Source organism: Streptomyces sp. NPDC008137, from assembly GCF_042957035.1.
GTDB lineage: Bacteria > Actinomycetota > Actinomycetes > Streptomycetales > Streptomycetaceae > Streptomyces.
In genome coordinates, this window is sequence record NZ_JBIBHN010000001.1 from 179707 (window position 1) to 198909 (window position 19203).

Sequence of the window (19203 nt, forward strand, 5' to 3'; positions counted from 1 at the left end):
GGGAGGCGGACAGGAAGAGCGTCCTCTCGATCCTCTGCGCGTCGATGCTCTACGCGCGGGCTCGCAGGGCTGACGCGAAGATGTCGGCACCACGCCGGAATTCCTCGGGATCACGCAGCAGCGCGATGCGCACCCACTCCCCCGTGTGGGGCTGCTCGCCGCCGCCCGTCGCCCAGAAGAAGGGTTGCCCGGGCAGGATCTGGAGTCCCTGACCGCGGCACCGGCGAAGGACTCGGTCCCGCTCGGGCCCGATGTGCAGCCACTCGATGCTGAGCGCCGACTCCTGTCCGGGGGACGAGTCCGGGAGGCATCCGATCCGGTCGCACGACGTCAGCAGCTCGCGCAGGACAGCCCGATTGCGGCGAGCAAGGGTGCGGGCACGCCCTATCTCGTCGTGGTCGGGCGGCATGGTGAGGACCGTGGTCAGCAGCCGGAGGTCGAGGCAGGACACATTGAGCAGACAGTGGCTGACGACCTCCGAGACGGCGTCGCACATCCGGTGGGTGACGGACAGCACGCTGGCCTTGGTGTCCTGAAGGGACACGGTCTTTCCCGTGTCGTCGATGGTGACAGCGTCCGCATCCGCCTGCTCCGCCATGTCGATCAGGTCGACACAGGCCCGGGGATCCAGCAGCCGGAACGACGCATCGACGACGATCAGTACTCGCTGTGCCGCTCCCCAGGCGAAGAGGCGACGCACGGCGGCCTCGTCCATGACCGCGCCGGTCGGGTTGTTCGGCAGGACGAGAAACAGTGCGTCGAGGCCGAGTCGGCTCAGCGCGTCGAGATCGGGTTCCGGCATCACCCGCAGCTCGGGCACCGGGACCAGTTCGACGCCGGTCATGGTCATGAGCGCCGGCAGATTGTCGAAGGTCGGCGTGATCATTCCGGTTCGGTACCGTCGGACGGCAAGGTACTTGGCCATGATGTCGACGCCGACGGAAGCGGAATAGACAATGTGCGACGATCCGGCCGCATACGGTTGACCGGTGTGTCTCCCGAGGGCCGAAAGGAATTCACGCTCGACACGGTGAACCAGCCCGTGGCGCTCCTCCTTCAGTGCCGCTGCGAACGCGCTCTCGAGGGAACCGAGTGTTTCTGGACGCAGACTGTGGTTCGCGTGCCCGTCAGCGAGGTCGAGACGCGAAACCTGAGCCATCAGCTCGAATTCGGTGAGGTTGCGCGGCTGCTGTGAACTCATCGTCAGAACCGGCAGACCAGGAGGGAGAGCATGCCGGCTCCGGAGAAGTCACCGGTCGCCAGGACCTCGACCACCTCGGCCGACGTCTCTCGAGGGATGCGCTCGGACAGGACGGCCAGTCTGGTCCCGGTACTGTCGTCGCCGGGTTCGTGTTCGATGACGGCCGTCCCGTGTACGGCGACCGATTCCATGGCCTGAAGAGCACCGACGACGAGATCACAGTAGCCGCGGGACGCTCCGGCAGAACCACGGGCACCGGTCCCGCTGCGCGTCGTCGCGACGACGGCGGACGCCTCGGCACGCAGGTGCGGCGGGACATCGGGGCCCCGCCAGTCACCGTAGAAGGGCGGGGAGGTGAACATCACCGCCTCCGTCTCCGGCAACTTCATATCCGCCCAGCTCGCGGGGTCGGTGGAGTCTCCGCAGACCACGGTGCTGCCGGGAACCGGCGCCGGCGCACGGGTCAGATCAGCCGCCATCTCCCCCTCGCTCAGCCCTCCACCACCGCTCACTCCCTGCAACTCCCGCATCAGGCGGAGGCATCGGAGCTGAGGTTCGTCGTTCTTCCCGCCGGGCTGGGACAGCGCGGCGCCATCCGGTGGTCCGCACTGGGCTTTCGCGAGGCTGACACAGGCGAGCACGGGATCTATCTCCACACCCGCAAAGCGAATGCCGAGCAGGCGGGCCGCTGTGCAGGAGCTTCCGGCACCGCAAAAGGGATCCACCACGATCGATGGTGCCGCCGGGGCGAGATCACTGATCGTTCTGGCGATCACACGGGCATTCCCACTGTTGGAAGCGGTGAACCAGCGGTCCACGGGCTCACCGGGATCCGGCAGGTATTCCTCGAGGCGGCTCGGATTTCCGTACGCACGGATCACCTGTGCCATGAGCCCCCCTCGCCTCAGCGCCACGCAGCCCGACCACGCCAACCCACCTGCCTGGCAAGGGAACTATAGGGAATGGCGACCGTCAAGATGGGCGATGACCGGCCAAGTATGCTCCCGTTTCCCGAAGTTGATCAAATTCTGACGATCAAGAGCAACGACGACGGCCGCAGGCCAGCAGCACGCCCGTGCAGCCTTTGAGGCCTTCGGTCGCCTCCACGCGGTCAATCGTGATGTCTTCCACGTGATCCGCAAAGGCCGCCCGCACTTCCTGCTCGTCCACATCGTGCGCAGGGAAGTGGTTCTCCCCTATGCGGAATCCTCTGGAGTGTTCCATGAACGCCGCGGCGAAGGGGGAACCGGGACTCAGGGCGTTCATGAAACAAGCCACGCTCTGGCGAAACCCGTCGGGCGTCGCAGTGATCGACTCGGCGACAAAGAACATCGTTCCCATGGACCAGCGCGCAGGACTGCGCGAGACGTCGGAGAGGCTCCCCGACTGGACCGTGACGACCTGCCGGAAGCGGCTTCTGGGGTCCTCGAACTGGTACGCATGACCCGCACCCAGCAAGTCCCAGAACTGGTCCCAGTTCAGATCGTAGGAGGGCAACTGGTGGACGAGGTACCGCACGTTCGCAGGAGCCACATCAACCAGGGTGACAGCGTCACACCACGGAAGCATCGAGAGCGCAGGATAGAGGTTGGGACCGGCGCCTACGTCGATTCCTTCGAGCGGTCCAGGAAAAGGTCCTCCAAAAAGATCACTGAAAAAGTCGCGGACCCTGACGATGATCGATGCGTCAATGGGATGCATGACAAGGTAGTTGCTGGAGATGTACTCGCAAGGGTCGAACGATTCCCAGGCAATCTGACATCGTAACGTCATGCTTCACCGTATCGATATCTCAGACGACGGGGCCAGATTTCGTCTGCGCACGGCGACTGAGGAAGACCTGCCGAACATCGCACAACTGGACAGGGAGGTCTTCGCTGACGCGGCCTATCCCTTCTTCGTGCTGCGCCAGCTGTTCGACGTCGGCTTCGCCCCCATCGTGGTGGAGGACAGTGGGCAGATCTGTGCATACGCGCTGTACTCCGCTAGTGAAGCCAGGGGATGGGTTCTGACCTTGGCCGTTGTCCGGCCGGCACGAGGGCGGGGCCTGGGGCGCCTCCTGATGCGTGAGGTACTGCGCTGCCTGCGACACAGACAGGTCCGCCAGGTACTGCTCACCGTTGAGCCCACCAACACCACGGCGATCGACCTTTACAGTTCTCTGGGGTTCACCTGCGGGGAGGCTGCCCACACGGACTACTTCGGCCCCGGCGAGGACCGTCTCATCATGACCTTGCCGTTGTGACCCCCTCCTCCCCCGCCCGCGCCCCGATCCCCCGGAAATGAACCGCCATCGCCCGCTGCGCACCCTCCACATCGCGGGCGCGCAGGGCCGTGACGATGTCGCGGTGGCGGCGGACCGTGATCTCGGGGGTGGGGTCGTCGGTCCACCCGCGGGCGCCGGAGACGCGTCGGAAGACCGTCCAGAAGGCGGCGAGGAGCTGGGGGACGAGGGCGTTGCCGAGGGAGGCGTACAGCGCCTCGTGGAACTCGCGGTCGAGGTCGGGGAAGGTGCTGCCCGTACGGGCCGTGGCGCCCGCCGACTCCATACGGGTCACCACGCCCTCCAGGTTGTCCAGTTCCGCTTCGGTCAGCGTCGCGGCGACCCGGCGGATCAGGCCCTCCTCCAGCACTTCCCGGATCTGGAGGATGTCGGCGAGGGCGCCGGTGTCGTCATGCCGGGCCAGGGCGCGGAAGGTCAGGCCGTCGACGAGCGGGGTGAGGGAGGCCCTGCCGACATAGGTGCCGTAGCCGTGTCTGATCTCGACGATGTCGAGGGCCTGGAGGGCCTTGAGGGCCTCGCGGACGGAGTTGCGGCTGACGCCGAGGGCCTCCGTCAGTTCGGCCTCGGTGGGCAGGGGGGCACCGGCGGTGAGTCTGCGGTCGAGGATGAGCTGGACGACCTGGCGCTGTATCCGGCTGGTCCTGGGCTCCTCGGACATGCGCCGCATCGTACGCGCCCCGGACATCCCACGTCCCACCTCTGGCGGTACCCGGTACCGGACCTTTGCTGATATTCCGTCAACTCCCGGCACATCACAACGCCATTGGTGCGACCTCTGGCGACTGCGCCATTCGTGTGCGATCCCTTGACCGCCCTCACGGCCCCTCCTATGGTCGCGCTGACCGCAGGACGTAGGACGTCGTATCTCCCCCTCCCTTCGCACCCTTCCCACCTCTCCGCTGGAGGACCCGTGCGCGACGTGACCCACGACGTACCGGCGCCGCACCGCCGGACCTTCCTGAAGTACACCGGCGCGCTGGGCGCGGCCGCCGCCGTCTCCGCGTCCCTGTCGGCCTGTTCGTCCGGGCCGGAATCCACCAACGAGACCGGCGGAGGCGACGGCGCGGACCGGACACTCACCGCGGTGATCGGCTACGGCAACGACGGCAGCTGGGACCCGACGCAGACGGCGTCCGCGTTCTGCATGGCCGCCAACAACCACATCTACGAAGGTCTGCTGGACACCGACCCGATCTCCCGCGAGCCGTACGCGGCCCTGGCGACCGAGGTGCCGAAGGACCCGGACAGCACGTCCTGGAGGTTCGCGCTGCGGGCGGGTGCGAAGTTCCACGACGGGAAGCCCGTCACCGCCGACGATGTCGTGTTCGTCTTCGAGCGGATCCTCGACCCGGACACCCAGACCCTCGCCAAGGGCTTCTTCGCGAGCTGGCTGAAGGAGGTCCGGAAGATCGACGCGCGGAACGTGGAGCTGGTGCTCAAGTTCCCGTTCCCGGACGGGCTGTCCCGGCTGACGCTCGCGAAGATCATGCCGAAGCACGTGTTCTCCGAGCCGGGTGGCTGGGACGACGCCATCAAGGGCAAGGCGATCGGCTCGGGGCCGTACCGGCAGACCGCGCACCACCCCAAGTCGAACACGACCTTCGAGGCGTTCGCCGACTACAACGGACCGCGCAAGCCCGCCTTCCGGAAGATGAACTGGCTGACGATCGTGGACGCCGCGCCCCGCGTCGCGAAGATCTCGGGGTCGAGCGCGGGGGCGCAGATCGCGGACAACATCCCGTACGCCAACATCGGGCAGCTGGAGAGCGGCGGCCTGACCGTCGCCGGCGGGGCCGGGATGAACAACCTGTTCCTGATGTTCAACACCAAGCACAAGCCCTTCGACGACGTGCGCGTGCGCCAGGCCCTGCACTACGCCATCGACACGGAGAAGATGGTGGAGGTCGCGCTCAAGGGCCGCGGGAAGCCGTCGAGCTCCTTCCTCGACGAGAGCAACCCGTCCTACCGCCGGGCCAAGACCGTGTACGACTACGACCCGGACAAGGCGAAGGCGCTGCTCAAGGCCGCCGGGGTCAAGGGGCTGAGCATCGAGATCCTCGCGGTGAACGTGAGCTGGATCGTGGACTGCCTGCCGACCGTCAAGTCCTCCTGGGACGCGATCGGTGTCCGTACGACCCTGTCCCCGCAGGAGACCACCGCCGTCTTCACCAAGATGGACCAGAAGCAGGACTACCAGGTGGTCGCCGCCGCCTCGAACCCCAACCAGTTCGGCCTCGACGCCGATCTGATCATGCATTACAACTACGGGCCCGAGAACCTCTGGATGCAGTACACACGGTGGGCCGGCAACTCCGTCGCCAAGGCGCTCTTCAAGGACATGGACCGGGCCACCCGGGAGCCGGACGCCGCGAAGAAGACGGCGATGGTCCAGGACTACATCGACGTCGTCGCCGAACAGGCCGTGCTCTACCCGGTCGTCCACAACGAGCTGATGACCGCCTGGAACCCCGAGCGGCTCAGCGGGATAAGGCCACAGCCCTACCCCGGCATCAACCTCCTCCAGGCCAAGTGGGCCTAGCGGTATGACCGCTGTTCTGCGGATCCTGCTCCGCCGTGTCGCCCTGCTCGTGCCGCTGATGCTCGGCATCGTGCTGTTCGTGTTCCTGGTGATGCGGTTCTCGGACGTCGACCCGGCGTCCGCGTTCTTCCAGGGCGCCAACCCGACGCCCCAGCAGCTGCACGACTTCCGGGAGGAACACGGCCTGCTCGACCCGCTGCCCGTGCGCTACGTGGACTTCGTCGCCGACGTGCTGCACGGCGACATGGGCACCAGCGCGCTGACCCGGGCGCCGGTGATCGACCAGGTCACCACCGCGCTGCCCCTCACCCTCCAGCTCACCTTCCTGGGCCTGGGCATCGCCGTGGTGCTGTCCCTCCTCGGCGGGGTGACGGCGGCGATCTACCGGGACCGGCTGCCCGACCAGATCATCCGGGTCGTGTCGCTGACCGGCGTCGCCGCGCCGGGCTTCTGGCTGGCGCTGCTGATGATCCAGTACCTGGCGGTCGACCTGGGCTGGTTCCCGACCGGCGGCTACATCAACCCGGCCGACTCCTTCACCGGCTGGCTGAAGACCATGACACTCCCCGCCTTCGCCCTCTCCCTGCCGGTGGCCGCGCAGCTGACCCGGATCGTGCGGACGGCGGTGGTGGAGGAGCTGGACAAGGACTACGTACGGACGGCGATCGGGAGCGGGCTGCCGCCCCGGGTCGTGGTCGGGCGGAACGTGCTGCGGAACGCGCTCATCAATCCCCTCACCGTGCTCGGGCTGCGCGTCGGCTATCTCCTCGGCGGCGCGGTCGTCATCGAGACGATCTTCTCGCTGCCCGGCATGGGCAAGCTGATGATCGACGCCGTGAAGAACGGCGATCCGGCCGTGGTCCAGGGCGTCGTCCTGACCACGGCGGCCGGGTTCGTCGTCGTGAACCTCGTCATCGACGTCCTCTACCTGCTGGTCAACCCGCGACTGAGGGATGCGACCACATGATGACCCGCAAGAGTCTTACGACGGCGCTGTCCCGGCCCGGTGTGCGGCTGCGCGGCTGGCGCAGGCTGCCGTTGCTGTCGAAGGTCGCCGTCTGCTTCCTGGCGGTCGTCGTCCTGATGGCGCTGCTCGCGCCGGTCCTCGCCCCGCACGACCCCCTCGACCAGCACCCGCCGGTCGACGGAACCGGGCATCCGTCCGCCGCGCACTGGATGGGCCAGGACAGCCTCGGCCGGGACATCCTCAGCCGGCTGATGTACGGGGCGCGCTGGTCGCTGGCGATCGGGCTCGGCGCGACCGGGCTGGCGCTGGTGGTCGGCGCGCTGCTCGGGGCGATCGCGGCCACCTCGCGCAAGGCGGTCGACGAGACGCTGATGCGCTGTCTGGACGTGGTGATGGCGTTCCCGGGCATCGCGCTGGCCGCCGTGCTGGTGGCCGTGTTCGGCGGTGGCATCACGGTGCTGATCTGCGCGATCGCGTTCCTGTTCACCCCGCCGGTGGCACGGGTCGTCCGGGCGAACGTCCTCGACCAGTACGGCGAGGACTATGTGACGGCGGAACGGGTGATCGGCGCCCGGACCCCGCACATCGTGCTGAAGCACGTGGCGATCAACTGCGCCGCCCCGGTGCTGGTGTTCTGCACGGTCCAGGTCGCCGAGGCGGTGGTCTTCGAGGCGTCGCTGTCCTTCATCGGGGCGGGTGTCCGGCCGCCCGACCCGTCCTGGGGCAGTGTCATCGCGGACGGCAAGAACATGGTGCTGACCGGCGGCTGGTGGGCGACCGTGTTCCCCGGGCTGCTGATGCTGGTCACGGTGCTGTCGCTGAACATCCTGTCCGAGGGCGTGTCCGACGCGTGGGCGGCCCCGTCGGCGCGGGACGTGGAGTCGCCCGAGGACGACCGGCTGGAGGCGCCGGAGCCCGGCAGCGGGGAGGTCGTACAACTGCCCGGCCTGGCGGAGGCGGCCCGGCGGCTGCGGGCCCGGGCCCGTCGGGTGCCCCGGGACGGTCAGCCGGTGCTCGCGGTGGAGAACCTGGCGATCGGCTTCGACCAGCGGCACGGCGGCGTGGACATCGTGGACGGCATCAGCTTCGAGGTGCATCCCGGTGAGGTGCTGGGCCTGGTCGGCGAGTCGGGCTGCGGCAAGTCGCTGACCGCGCTGGCGGTCATGGGCCTCCAGCCGAAGGGGGCGCGCGTCAGCGGACAGGTGCGGTTCCGGCAGCGGGACCTGATCGCCGAGCCGATGCGCGTACGCCGCAAACTCCTGGGCCACGAGATGGCGATGATCTACCAGGACGCGCTGTCGTCGCTGAACCCGGCGATGACGATCCGCGCCCAGCTGGGGCAGGTGGTCCGGCGTGGCGGGCGGCGCAGTCCGGCCGACTTGCTGACGATGGTCGGCCTGGACCCCGAGCGCACCCTGCGCAGCTACCCGCACGAACTGTCCGGCGGGCAGCGCCAGCGCGTCCTGATCGCCATGGCGCTGTCCCGCGACCCGCAGCTGATCGTCGCCGACGAGCCCACGACCGCCCTCGATGTGACCGTGCAGGCCCAGGTCATGGAGCTGCTGCTGCGGCTGCGCGAGGAGCTGGGCTTCGCGCTGGTCCTCGTCTCGCACGACCTGGCGCTGATCGCGGACGTCACCGACCGGGTGGTGGTGATGTACGGCGGGCAGATCGTGGAGACGGGCGTGACCGCCGACCTGGTGGAGGCACCGGCGCATCACTACACGCGCGGTCTGCTCGGCAGTGTGCTGTCGCTGGAGTCGGCGCAGGAACGGATGACGCAGATCAAGGGCGTCGTGCCGTCCCCGGCGGACTTCCCGGCGGGCTGCCGGTTCGCGGACCGCTGCCCGCGCGCGAGCGAGGTCTGCCGTACGACGGCTCCGGTCCTGGCCGGTCCCCCGGCGCACACGGCGGCCTGCCATCACCCCGCCATAGAGCTGTCGGCCACCGAGACCAAGGCGGTGTCATGAGCGCGCTCGTGGAGTTGGCGGATGCCCACGTCGTCCACAGGGCCCGCAGCGGCGGCCTGTTCACCCGGGACCGGGTGTACGCCCTGACCGGCGCGGACCTCGCCATCGCGCCCGGCGAGACCATCGGTGTCGTCGGCGAGTCGGGCTGCGGGAAGTCGACGCTGGCGAAGGTGCTGGTGGGGGTGGAACGGCCGACGCGGGGGACGGTGTCGTTCCGGGGCCGGGATCTGTGGGCGATGCCGGCCGCCGAGCGCCGCCGGGCCGTCGGCGGCAGTACCGGCATGATCTTCCAGGACCCGTCGACGGCCCTCAACCGCCGCCTGCCCGTCCGGCAGATCCTGCGGGACCCGCTGGACGTGCACGACCGGGGCACCAGAAGCAGTCGCGAGGATCGCGTGCGGGAGCTGATGTCCCTGGTCGGTCTCCCCCGGGCCCTCGCCGACGCCCTGCCGGGCCAGCTGTCGGGCGGGCAGCGGCAGCGCGTCGCGATCGCCCGGGCCCTGGCGCTGGACCCGGTCCTGGTCGTGGCCGACGAGCCGACGAGCGCCCTGGACGTGTCGGTCCGGGCGCAGATCCTCAACCTCCTGCTGGACCTGAAGGAACGCCTGGGCCTGGCCCTGGTGTTCGTCTCGCACGACATCCAGACGGTACGGCGGATGAGCGACCGTGTGATCACCATGTACCTGGGCCGGATCGTGGAGGAGTCCCCGGCCGCCCTGGTCACCGACCGGGCCCGGCACCCGTACACCCGCGCGCTGTTCTCCGCCACGCCCGGCCTGCTCGACCCGATCGACCCGATCCCGCTGGTCGGACCCGTGCCGTCGGCGACCCGCCCGCCGAGCGGTTGCCCGTTCCGGACGCGCTGCTGGAAGGCGGACGGGACGTGCGAGGCGGCGATGCCGGACTTCTCGGCCGCGTCGGCCTCCGCGCACCGCTTCCGCTGCCACCATCCTGTCCAGGAGGACGAAGCGACCCGCGACCTCGTCCGCCGACGCGCCCCGATGGAGGCTCCATGACCCTCACCCCGCTGACCGGTGTCATCCCGCCCGTGTGCACGCCCCTGACACCGGACCGCGAGGTGGACGTCCCCTCGCTGCTCAGGCTCGTCGACCATCTGCTGGCCGGCGGGGTGAGCGGACTGTTCGTGCTCGGCTCGACGTCCGAGGCGGCGTATCTGCCGGACCGGCAGCGCAGGCTGGTCGTCGAGTCGGTCGTGGCCCACGTGGGCGGGCGGCTCCCGGTGCTGGCCGGGGCGATCGACATGACGACGGCCCGGGTCCTGGACCATGTCGCGTCGGTGGCGGCGGCCGGAGCGGACGCGGTCGTCGTCACCGCCCCGTTCTACGCCCGCACCCACCCGGCGGAGATCGCCCGCCACTACCGCGCGGTCGCGGCCGGCAGCCCCGTCCCGGTCATCGCCTACGACCTGCCCGTCGCCGTCCACACGAAGCTGCCCGCGGACGTGGTCCTGGAACTGGCCGCCGACGGTGTCCTGGCCGGTCTGAAGGACTCCAGCGGCGACCTGGCCGCCTTCCGCCAGGTCCTGACCGGCGCCCGGGACCGCCAGGGCATCAGCGGCTTCAGCGTGCTGACCGGATCCGAGCTGATCGTCGACGCGGCGCTCGCGCTCGGCGCGGACGGGACGGTGCCCGGCCTCGGCAACGTCGACCCGCACGGCTACGTCCGCCTGGAGCGTCTGTGCCGTTCCGGGGACTGGGAGGAGGCCCGTGCCGAACAGGAGCGGCTGTGCGCCCTGTTCGGCATGGTGACGGTCGGCGACCCGGCCCGGATGGGCCCCGGTTCCTCGGCGATCGGCGCCTTCAAGGCCGCGCTGCACCTGCGGGGTGTGATCGACTGCCCGGCGACGGCGGAGCCGCAGGTGCCGCTGTCGCCGGACGAGGTGGAGCGGGTCGGGAAGTACCTGGCGGCGGCCGGGTTGCTCTAGAGGTCACCGACGGGGAGGCGGCGGAACTCGATGGTCTCGTAAGTCCCCTGGACTCCCGTCTCGTAGAGGATCCCCACCGTCTTCCGGCCGAGCGGCACCAGGTCGGAGTAGGCCGCGGGCTGCTGGGAGAGCGTCAGCGCCTTGGTGAACGTGGCGCCGCCGTCGGTGCTGCGCCATACGGCCATCGACCGGCGGGCGGTGGGGACGGATGGGCCGGAGAACAGCAACGACCCACGCTTCCCCGCGAGTTGCAGGACGCTGCCCTGGACGACCGGGACCTCGTTCAGGGTGGGCTGCACGGCGTACGGCCGCTCCAGTGACCCGCCGCCGTCCCACGAATGGCTGTCGAGGCGGTTGCCGGGGCTCGTGCCGTGCTGGTCACGGGCGTTGAAGTAGATCCTGCCGTCGGGGAGCTGGGCGGCGATCGACTCGTTGGCGTTGTTCACCCCGTCGTAGGAGTCGTCGACGAGGCCCAGGCGCCAGGTCCTGCCGCCGTCGTCGCTGAGGAGCGCGTGGGCACCGTAGTAGCGGGGCTCCTGGCCGGTGTCCGGGGAGCCGGCGGGCGGGGCCGCCGAGTGGTTGGCGGGGACGACCAGCCGGCCCGTGTGCGGGCCCCGGGTGAGGGCGATCGCGTGGCCGGGGCCGGTCGCGTACCAGCGCCAGGTCGGGCGCTTGGCCTGGGCGGTGATCTCGCGCGGTGCCGTGAAGTGGCGGCCGTCGTCCCGGCTGTGCTGCACGAACACCCGGCGGCTCTGCTCGGGCGTGACCTCGCCCCGCATGATCTGGGCCTCCGTCACCTTGCCGCTGTTGTAGGAGGTGAGGAGCACGACCGCACCGGTGCGCGGGTCGACGACGGGGGCCGGGTTGCCCCGGGTGTCGCCGTTCCCGGCGGCGACGACGGTGAGCGGGCCCCAGGTGCAGCCGCCGTCCGCCGAGCGTCTGAGGACCACGTCGATGGCGCCGGTGTCCCCGGCACCGCCGCGTCTGCCCTCGGCGAAGGCGAGGACGGTGTTCTCGCGCGTGGTGACGGCGGCGGGGATGCGGTACGTGTCGTAGCCGCCCTCGCCCGAGACGTACGGGACGGAGGAGGTGCAGCCGGGGGTGGCCGAGGCGGAGGTCGTCTCGGTGAGGGGAGTGAGGAGGACCGCGGTGACGAGGAGGGTGCGACTGACGAGTCTCATCCTGCTCCTGAAACGGGGGAGTCGGATCGTGCCTGTCCGTCAGATGTTCCCCGGTGTCACGATCCCCGACTCGTACGCCACGACGACCAGCTGCGCCCGGTCCCGCGCCGCCAGCTTGCCCATGATGCGGCTGACGTGGGTCTTCGCGGTCAGCGGGCTCAGGCCCAACACCTCGGCGATCTCCGTGTTGTTGAGGCCGCGCGCGACCAGGGCGAGCACCTCCCGCTCGCGCTCGGACAGACACTCAGGCCCGCCGGTCGCCGGTGCCGAGGGGCTGCGCAGGAACCGCTCGATCAGCCGTGCCGTGGGCCCGGGCGACAGCAGGGACTCCCCGGCCGCGACCGTGCGGATGGCGTCGAGGAGTTCGGCCGGCCTGGTGTCCTTGACCAGGAACCCGGAGGCGCCGGCGCGCAGGGCGTCCACGATGTGCTCGTCGGTGTCGTAGGTGGTGAGGACCAGGACGCGGACGCCCGCGAGGTCGTCGTCGGCCGCGATGAGCCGGGTCGCCTCGATACCGTCCAGGTCGGGCATGCGGATGTCCATCAGCACGAGGTCGGCGCGCCCGTCACGGGCCTGTTCCACGGCCTGACGGCCGGTGGCGGCCTGGCCGACGACCTCCATGTCCCGGGCCGACTCCACGAGCATCGCGAACGCCTCCCGCACCAGGGTCTGATCGTCCGCGAGCAGCACCCGTATGGTCATCCGTCCCTCTCCCCCGTCGTGGTCAGCGGCAGGACCGCGGTGACCTCGAACCCGCCCCCGGTACGGGGTCCGGCGTCGAGTGTGCCACCGACGCTGCGGGCCCGCTCCCGCATTCCGACGAGCCCGAAGCCCGGTGTGCCGCCCTGGGCCGGACCGGTGCCGTCGTCGCTGACCGACAGGTGCAGGACGCCCTGCCGCTCCGCCAGTTCGACGCGGACGGCCGGTCCGGGCCCCGCGTGCCGGACCGCGTTCGTCAGGGCCTCCTGCACGATGCGGTAGGCGGCGGCGCCCACGGCGGGCGGCGCCCGCCGTATCCGTACGGTCTGCTCGACCCGGGCACCGGCGAGCCGCGCGGCCTGAGCCAGGTCGGGCAGTCCGTCGAGGCCGGGCAGCGGGCCGCGGGCGTCCGGGGAGCCGTGCTCGCGCAGCACCTCCAGCGTGGTGCGCAGTTCAACGCGGGCGCTGCGGCAGGTCTCGGCGATGTCGTCGAGGGCCTTGGCGACCGTCTCCCGGTCGAGCCGCTCGGGGTCGGCCGACAGGACGTGGGCGGCGACGGAGGTCTGCACGCCGATGAGGGTGATGCTGTGGGCCAGCAGGTCGTGCAGGTCCCGGGCGATCCGCAGCCGCTCCTCGGCGACGCGCCGCCGGGCCTCCTCCTCGCGGGTGCGTTCGGCGCGTTCGGCGCGTTCCACGATGGAGGCCACGTACTGGCGGTAGAAGCGCACGTCGACCCCGCAGAACAGCACGGCGACGACCCAGCCGGACGCCTTCAGCAGTCCCAGCGCCTCCTGCGCGCTGATGGTGAGCAGCACGCCCACCGCCATGGTGATGACGCCGATGCCGACCAGGACGGTGCGCAGCGGCCGGCCGGTGACGGCGACGGTGTACAGGGCGACGTAGGCGGCCTGGGTGGCCGCGGTGTGCGGGTAGTCGAGGAAGTGGTAGGGGAACACGCAGGTGATCACGGCGACCAGGACGAACACCGGACGGCGGCGGCGCCACACCAGCGGCACGTGGGAGACGAGCAGCAGGGCCCAGCCGAGCGCGTCGGGCCTGCGGCCGTCGTCGACCATGAGCGCGAGGACGGCGGAGAAGCCGGCGACGAGGAAGGCGAGGACCGTGTCGTTGCGGAGGGCGTGCGGGGCGGTCAGCGGATCGCGGTTGATCGCGGCCATGATCCGCTCCGCGGGACGCGACCACGCCGCCGTCGTGGTGGTGGGTGCCTGCACAGGGGTCATCCTCGGCGAGGAAGGCGTCCCTCCGGGAGGGGAGGGACCCCTTCGGTCGGTCAGGGGGCGTTCGCGGCCACGGGATCGCGCTCCGGCGGCGGGGCCGTCCGCTCCGGCGCGCGGGAGAGCCTGCCCGGCCACCACATCCGCCGCTTGAGCAGCACACTCGCCGTGGTCACCAGGTACGTACGCACCAGGAAGGTGTCCAGCAGGACCCCCACCGCGATGACGAACCCGAGTTCCACCAGCCCGACCATCGGCAGCGTCGTCAGCACCGCGAACGTCGCCGCGAGCACCACTCCCGCCGAGGCGATGACCCCGCCGGTCGTCCGCAGGGCGGTGAGCGCCGCGGCCTCCGGCTCGGCCCCTCGTACGGACTCCTCCCGCATGCGGTGCATCAGGAAGATCCCGTAGTCCACCCCGAGGGCGACCAGGAACACGAAGGACAGCAGCCCGAGCCCGGGATCCGTCCCGCCGAACCCGAAGACCGGCTCGAACACCAGCCCTCCGATGCCGAGGGCCGCTCCCCAGACCGCGACCACCGCCGCCAGCAGCAACAACGGCGCGACAAGACTGCGCAACAGGCCGACCAGGATGACGAACACGGCAGCCAGGACCAGCGGCACGATCACCTTCCGGTCCCGCGCCTCGCTGTCGGCCAGGTCGATCTGCTGTGCGCTGGGTCCGCCGACGTACGCGCCCTCGGGGTCGATCCCGGCCCGCAGCGCCTCGATGGTGCGGGTCTCGGCCGGGGTCTCCGGCGCCGCCGTGGTGAAGACGGCGAGCTCGGTCCACCCCGCCCCGCTCCGCCCGGTGACCACCTCGGCGACCCCGTCGGTCGCCCGGGCCCGTTCGCCCACCGCCTCGGCCCGTTCCCGGGGCGCGATGACCGTCACGGGCCGGCTGCTGCGCTCGGGGTACTCGCGTGCCAGCGTCTGCATGGCGGTGATGGACTCGGGCCGTTCGGTGAAGGAGTCCTCCTGCTTGATGCTCCCGGACAGGTTCAGCGTGCCGAGGGCGAGCGCTCCGAGCAGGACACCCCCGGTGACGAGGACGGTGACGGGCCGCCGGGTCGCCGAGGTGCCCATCGCGGCGAACAGCGACCGCCGGGTCTTCGGCTCGCTCCCGAACGCCGGGATCAGCGGCCAGAACACCCGCCGCCCCAACAGGACGAGGACCGCCGGCAGCAGGGTCGTCATGGCGACCAGCGCGGCGAGCACCCCGACCACGCCGACCGGTCCCATGCCGCTGCTGCTGTTGAGGTCCGCGGCGAGCAGGCACAGCAGCCCGGCCGCGACGGTCCCCGAGGAGGCGAGGATTGCCGGCCCGCAGCCGCGCAGGGCGGTGCGCATGGCGTCGTACGGCCGCTCGTGGCGCCGCAGTTCCTCGCGGTAGCGGGAGATGAGGAGCAGCGCGTAGTCGGTGCCGGCGCCGAGGACGAGCACGGTCATCACGCCGCCGCTCTGGCCGGTGACGGTGACGTCGAACAGTTCGTGCAGCCCGTACCCGGCGGCCATCGCCACGGCGGCGGCGACCCCGGCCACGGCGAGCGGCACCAGCCACAGGAACGGGCTGCGGTAGATGAGGACGAGCAGCACGGTGACGACGGCGAGGGTGGCGAGCAGCAGTGTGGCGTCGAGCGTCTCGAACACCTTGTTCATGTCGGTGTTCAGCGCGCCGGGCCCGCCGACCTCGACGCTCAGCCCGCCGCCGCCCGAGGCGATGTCCCGCACCCCGTCGACGAAGGCGTCCCGCGCTTCCTCGTCCTGGCCGGGCTGGGTGCTGGAGACCGGGTACATGAGGGTGGAGCCGTCCTGGGACGGAACGCCCCGCGCCTCGCCGCCCGTCAGGTCGTAGGCACCGCCCACCTCGGAGACCTGCTCGGCGGCCGTGCGCCGGTCGGCGCCGGTCAGGCCGCCGTCCCGGTGGTAGACGAGCACCAGGTCGGTCGCCTCACCGCCCGGCAACTCGTCCTGGATCCGCGCCACCTGGGTGGAGTCGGCGCTGTCGGGCAGATAGTCGACCGCGCGGTTCTGCTGGATGCCGGAGAACTTCCCGGCGAGCGGCCCGAGCAGGACGAGCGCGGCCAGCCACAGCCCGACCACCACCCAGGGCACGGCCCGCCGCCGCCCCGTACGTGTTTTCACAGCCCCCATCTGTCCGGCTCCCTCCGGTCGGGTGTCTGGAACGGTCTCCAGACTCCCGGCGCGCGGGGGCCGATTCGTCGGGCGTGAGGCCGAGCCGGGGGTTACTGCGAGGGGTGGTACGGGCGGCGGATTACTCCCCGGGGAGTAACGCGCGTCCTAGGAGGGCGTGCGCGCCGCTGCCGCCATCAGCCGGGTCACGTCATCGGAACAGATCGTGAGCGCCGCTCCCACGGTCGCCAGGACGTCCCGCTCGGCCGGGGTGTACGGCCCGTCCGCCAGGGCGATGCGGGCGCCCTGGAGCAGGATCGACTCACGGCCGGCGGTGGCGAGGTGCGGGGCGAGCGGGTCCAGCGCCTCGTGGAGCTCTATGGCCAGCCCGGCGCCGCAGGGCTCGCCGGAGATCCGGCCGGTGTCCGCCTCCAGCGCCTCGACGAGGGCGGCGAGCTGCTCCTCCGTGCAGTCGTCGAAGCCGGCCGCGCGCACGGCCAGCACGGCCGCCTCCAGTGCCGTACGGGAACCGGCGCCGCCCGCCGCCAGTACCGCGAGGGCGACGGTGTGCACGGCGTCGCGGAGCATCGCGGAGAAGCGGGTGGTCGTCGGATGGTCGAGGACGTCCGTGCCGAAGTGACGGCGGCAGGCGGCACACTCCACGACGGGGCCGGTCTCGCCGCGCGGCAGCACGGGCAGGCCGAGCAGGGTGAAGCGGCGCTGTCCGGTCAGCCGCTGGTAGTTCCGGTCGCCGCCGCAGCCGGGGCAGAAGAACTCCCCGTCACCGGCGGCGGTCCATGCGATACGGGTGCCCAGGATGCTGGAAAACCTGGCGGCATGGCCGTTTCGTCCCCGTCCTGGCAGCACGTCGCACCTCCGTCACGCCGCACGGCAGCGTCGCCGCGCTTGCGTGATGTTAGCCACATCCATGAGGAGGAGTCAGCACCCCGGAGGAGACCTTTCCGTGACCCTCACAGGGATTGGCCGGTATGTGACGGGGCTCCACCCGCCGGACAACGGCGGGCAGAGCCCCATAATCCCCGTTACGACTGGTCAGCGCGTCGCGCGGTTGACGGCCGAGACGACCGCCTTCAGGGAGGCGCGCGTGGTGTTCGCGTCGATTCCGATCCCCCACAGAACCTTGTCGCCGATCGCGCACTCGATGTAGGAGGCGGCCTGCGCGGAGGCGCCCTCGCTCATCGTGTGCTCCTGGTAGTCCAGCAGGCGTACGTCGATGCCGACGGACTGCAGGGCGTCGAAGAAGGCCGAGATCGGGCCGTTGCCGGAGCCGGTCAGTACGGTGTCCTGGCCGTCGACCGTGGCCTCCACCTTCAGCGTGTCCACGCCGTCGGTGTCGGTGGTCGACTGGTTGTTCTTGACCTGGATCCGGCCCCACGGGTTCTCGGGGTTGGGCAGGTACTCGTCCTGGAAGGCCGCCCAGATGTCCTTCGGCGTGACCTCGCCGCCCTCGGCGTCCGTCTTGGCCTGGATGACCTTGGAGAACTCGACCTGCATACGGCGCGGCAGGTCCAGGCTGTGGTCGTTCTTCAGGACGTACGCGATACCGCCCTTGCCGGACTGCGAGTTGACCCGGATGACCGCCTCGTAGGAGCGGCCGACGTCCTTCGGGTCGATCGGCAGGTAGGGCACCGCCCACTCGATGTCGTCGACCGTGACCCCACGGGCCGCCGCGTCGGCCTCCATGGCGTCGAAGCCCTTCTTGATGGCGTCCTGGTGGGAGCCGGAGAAGGACGTGTAGACCAGGTCACCCACGTACGGGTGGCGCGGGTGGACCTCCATCTGGTTGCAGTACTCCCACGTACGACGGATCTCGTCGATGTCGGAGAAGTCGATCTGCGGGTCGACGCCCTGGGAGAAGAGGTTCATGCCCAGGGTGACCAGGTCGACGTTGCCGGTGCGCTCGCCCTGGCCGAACAGGCAGCCCTCGACGCGGTCGGCGCCGGCCATCAGGGCCAGCTCGGCGGCGGCGACGGCCGTCCCGCGGTCGTTGTGCGGGTGGATGGACAGCACGACGTGTTCACGGCGGGTGAGGTTGCGGCCCATCCACTCGAAGCGGTCGGCGTGGGTGGAGGGCGTGGAGCGCTCGACGGTCGCCGGCAGGTTGAGGATGATCTCGCGGCCCGGACCGGGCTGCCAGACGTCCATGACGGCCTCGCAGACCTCCAGCGCGAAGTCCAGCTCGGTGTCCGTGAAGATCTCCGGCGAGTACTGGTAGCCGAACTCCGTCTCCGGGCCCAGCAGCTTCTCCGCGTACTCCATGACCAGCCGCGTGCCGTCGACGGCGATCTGCTTGATGTCGTCCTTGGAGCCGCGGAAGACGACACGGCGGAACACGGGGGCCGTGGCGTTGTACAGGTGGACCGTCGCCCGCTTGGCGCCCTTCAGGGACTCCACCGTGCGCTCGATCAGGTCCTCGCGGGCCTGGGTCAGTACGGAGATGGTGACGTCGTCGGGGATGGCCCCGGGCTCCTCGATGATGGAGCGCACGAAGTCGAAGTCGGTCTGGCCGGAGGCCGGGAAGCCGACCTCGATCTCCTTGTAGCCCATCTTGACCAGCAGGTCGAACATGGCGCGCTTGCGGGCCGGCGACATGGGGTCGATCAGGGCCTGGTTGCCGTCGCGCAGGTCGGTGGAGAGCCAGCGGGGGGCGGTGGTGATCCGGTTGGCCGGCCAGGTGCGGTCCGGGATGTCGACCTGCTCGTAGCGGCCGTACTTGTGGATCGGCATGGTGCTGGGCTGCTGGCGGTTCGCCATGATGCGGGGGCTCCTCGGGAGGTGTCCGGAAGGACGGCCGACTGACGCAGCACCAAGCTCCGCGGGGAGGGAGTCGGCCTCGACTACAGGCCCTCGCCGCGGCAGCTAAGGAGAAGCAGCCCGAAACGCATGATGCGCAGCATGCTAGCCGAGGCCCTCCAGGTGTGCGGATCCGTATCAGTATGCGGGACCGGGTGCATATATGGGACAAAAAGTGCGCCACGCCACTTCGTGAGAGCGGCTAGCCATACCACCTCGCCACGGAGCGTGAAGTC

General features: G+C 70.4%; 16 protein-coding genes. 6 read left to right on the forward strand and 10 right to left on the reverse strand.

Going from position 1 to position 19203, the window contains the following annotated elements; genetic code table 11:
- Positions 1 to 49 precede the first annotated feature (49 nt).
- From ACFZBT_RS00790 to ACFZBT_RS00800, 3 genes are all read right to left on the reverse strand, one after another.
- Positions 50 to 1201 carry an aminotransferase class I/II-fold pyridoxal phosphate-dependent enzyme gene (locus ACFZBT_RS00790; RefSeq protein WP_391097426.1) on the reverse strand — a complete coding sequence of 384 codons (1152 nt, stop codon included), beginning with the start codon at positions 1199 to 1201 and terminating at the stop codon, positions 50 to 52.
- Between the two features lie 2 nt (positions 1202 to 1203).
- Positions 1204 to 1857 (reverse strand): hypothetical protein, encoded by a 654-nt coding sequence (locus ACFZBT_RS00795; RefSeq protein WP_391097427.1) that lies wholly within the window; start codon positions 1855 to 1857, stop codon positions 1204 to 1206.
- Positions 1858 to 2236: 379 nt separating this feature from the next.
- Positions 2237 to 2974 (reverse strand): SCO2525 family SAM-dependent methyltransferase, encoded by a 738-nt coding sequence (locus ACFZBT_RS00800; RefSeq protein WP_391097428.1) that lies wholly within the window; start codon positions 2972 to 2974, stop codon positions 2237 to 2239.
- Here ACFZBT_RS00800 and ACFZBT_RS00805 point away from each other — a divergent pair.
- A complete protein-coding gene (locus ACFZBT_RS00805; RefSeq protein WP_391097429.1) occupies positions 2973 to 3446 on the forward strand; it encodes a GNAT family N-acetyltransferase in 474 nt (157 codons plus the stop codon). The genes ACFZBT_RS00800 and ACFZBT_RS00805 overlap by 2 nt on opposite strands.
- Here ACFZBT_RS00805 and ACFZBT_RS00810 read toward each other — a convergent pair.
- Positions 3427 to 4152 carry an FCD domain-containing protein gene (locus ACFZBT_RS00810; protein WP_391097859.1) on the reverse strand — a complete coding sequence of 242 codons (726 nt, stop codon included), beginning with the start codon at positions 4150 to 4152 and terminating at the stop codon, positions 3427 to 3429. The genes ACFZBT_RS00805 and ACFZBT_RS00810 overlap by 20 nt on opposite strands.
- A gap of 243 nt (positions 4153 to 4395) precedes the next feature.
- Between ACFZBT_RS00810 and ACFZBT_RS00815 the strand changes: the two genes are divergently transcribed.
- From ACFZBT_RS00815 to ACFZBT_RS00835, 5 genes are read left to right on the forward strand one after another with little or no spacing between them, the layout of a single operon-like run.
- On the forward strand, positions 4396 to 6024 hold the full coding sequence (locus tag ACFZBT_RS00815; protein ID WP_391097430.1) for an ABC transporter substrate-binding protein: 1629 nt from the start codon (positions 4396 to 4398) through the stop codon (positions 6022 to 6024).
- Positions 6025 to 6028: 4 nt separating this feature from the next.
- Positions 6029 to 6991 carry an ABC transporter permease subunit gene (locus ACFZBT_RS00820; RefSeq protein WP_391097431.1) on the forward strand — a complete coding sequence of 321 codons (963 nt, stop codon included), beginning with the start codon at positions 6029 to 6031 and terminating at the stop codon, positions 6989 to 6991.
- The gene (locus tag ACFZBT_RS00825; RefSeq protein ID WP_391097432.1) at positions 6988 to 8961 is read left to right on the forward strand and encodes an oligopeptide/dipeptide ABC transporter ATP-binding protein; all 1974 of its coding nucleotides are present in this window, start codon (positions 6988 to 6990) and stop codon (positions 8959 to 8961) included. The genes ACFZBT_RS00820 and ACFZBT_RS00825 overlap by 4 nt, the downstream gene beginning before the upstream one ends.
- On the forward strand, positions 8958 to 9977 hold the full coding sequence (locus ACFZBT_RS00830; protein ID WP_391097433.1) for an oligopeptide/dipeptide ABC transporter ATP-binding protein: 1020 nt from the start codon (positions 8958 to 8960) through the stop codon (positions 9975 to 9977). Before ACFZBT_RS00825 ends, ACFZBT_RS00830 begins: the two co-directional genes overlap by 4 nt.
- Entirely contained in the window at positions 9974 to 10906 is a 933-nt protein-coding gene (locus tag ACFZBT_RS00835; protein ID WP_391097434.1) for a dihydrodipicolinate synthase family protein, read from the forward strand. The genes ACFZBT_RS00830 and ACFZBT_RS00835 overlap by 4 nt, the downstream gene beginning before the upstream one ends.
- Here ACFZBT_RS00835 and ACFZBT_RS00840 read toward each other — a convergent pair.
- From ACFZBT_RS00840 to leuA, 6 genes are all read right to left on the reverse strand, one after another.
- Positions 10903 to 12087: an exo-alpha-sialidase gene (locus ACFZBT_RS00840; RefSeq protein WP_391097435.1), complete on the reverse strand. Its 1185-nt coding sequence runs from the start codon at positions 12085 to 12087 to the stop codon at positions 10903 to 10905. The genes ACFZBT_RS00835 and ACFZBT_RS00840 overlap by 4 nt on opposite strands.
- A gap of 39 nt (positions 12088 to 12126) precedes the next feature.
- A complete protein-coding gene (locus ACFZBT_RS00845) occupies positions 12127 to 12789 on the reverse strand; it encodes a response regulator (RefSeq protein WP_391097436.1) in 663 nt (220 codons plus the stop codon).
- Entirely contained in the window at positions 12786 to 14027 is a 1242-nt protein-coding gene (locus tag ACFZBT_RS00850; RefSeq protein ID WP_391097437.1) for a histidine kinase, read from the reverse strand. Before ACFZBT_RS00850 ends, ACFZBT_RS00845 begins: the two co-directional genes overlap by 4 nt.
- A gap of 50 nt (positions 14028 to 14077) precedes the next feature.
- Positions 14078 to 16174, reverse strand: a complete 2097-nt coding sequence (locus tag ACFZBT_RS00855; protein WP_391097438.1) for an MMPL family transporter — start codon at positions 16172 to 16174, stop codon at positions 14078 to 14080.
- A gap of 147 nt (positions 16175 to 16321) precedes the next feature.
- Positions 16322 to 17020 (reverse strand): TerB family tellurite resistance protein, encoded by a 699-nt coding sequence (locus tag ACFZBT_RS00860; protein ID WP_391097439.1) that lies wholly within the window; start codon positions 17018 to 17020, stop codon positions 16322 to 16324.
- A 186-nt stretch (positions 17021 to 17206) separates the two neighbouring features.
- Positions 17207 to 18928 (reverse strand): 2-isopropylmalate synthase, encoded by a 1722-nt coding sequence (gene leuA, locus ACFZBT_RS00865; protein ID WP_391097440.1) that lies wholly within the window; start codon positions 18926 to 18928, stop codon positions 17207 to 17209.
- Positions 18929 to 19203 lie beyond the last annotated feature (275 nt).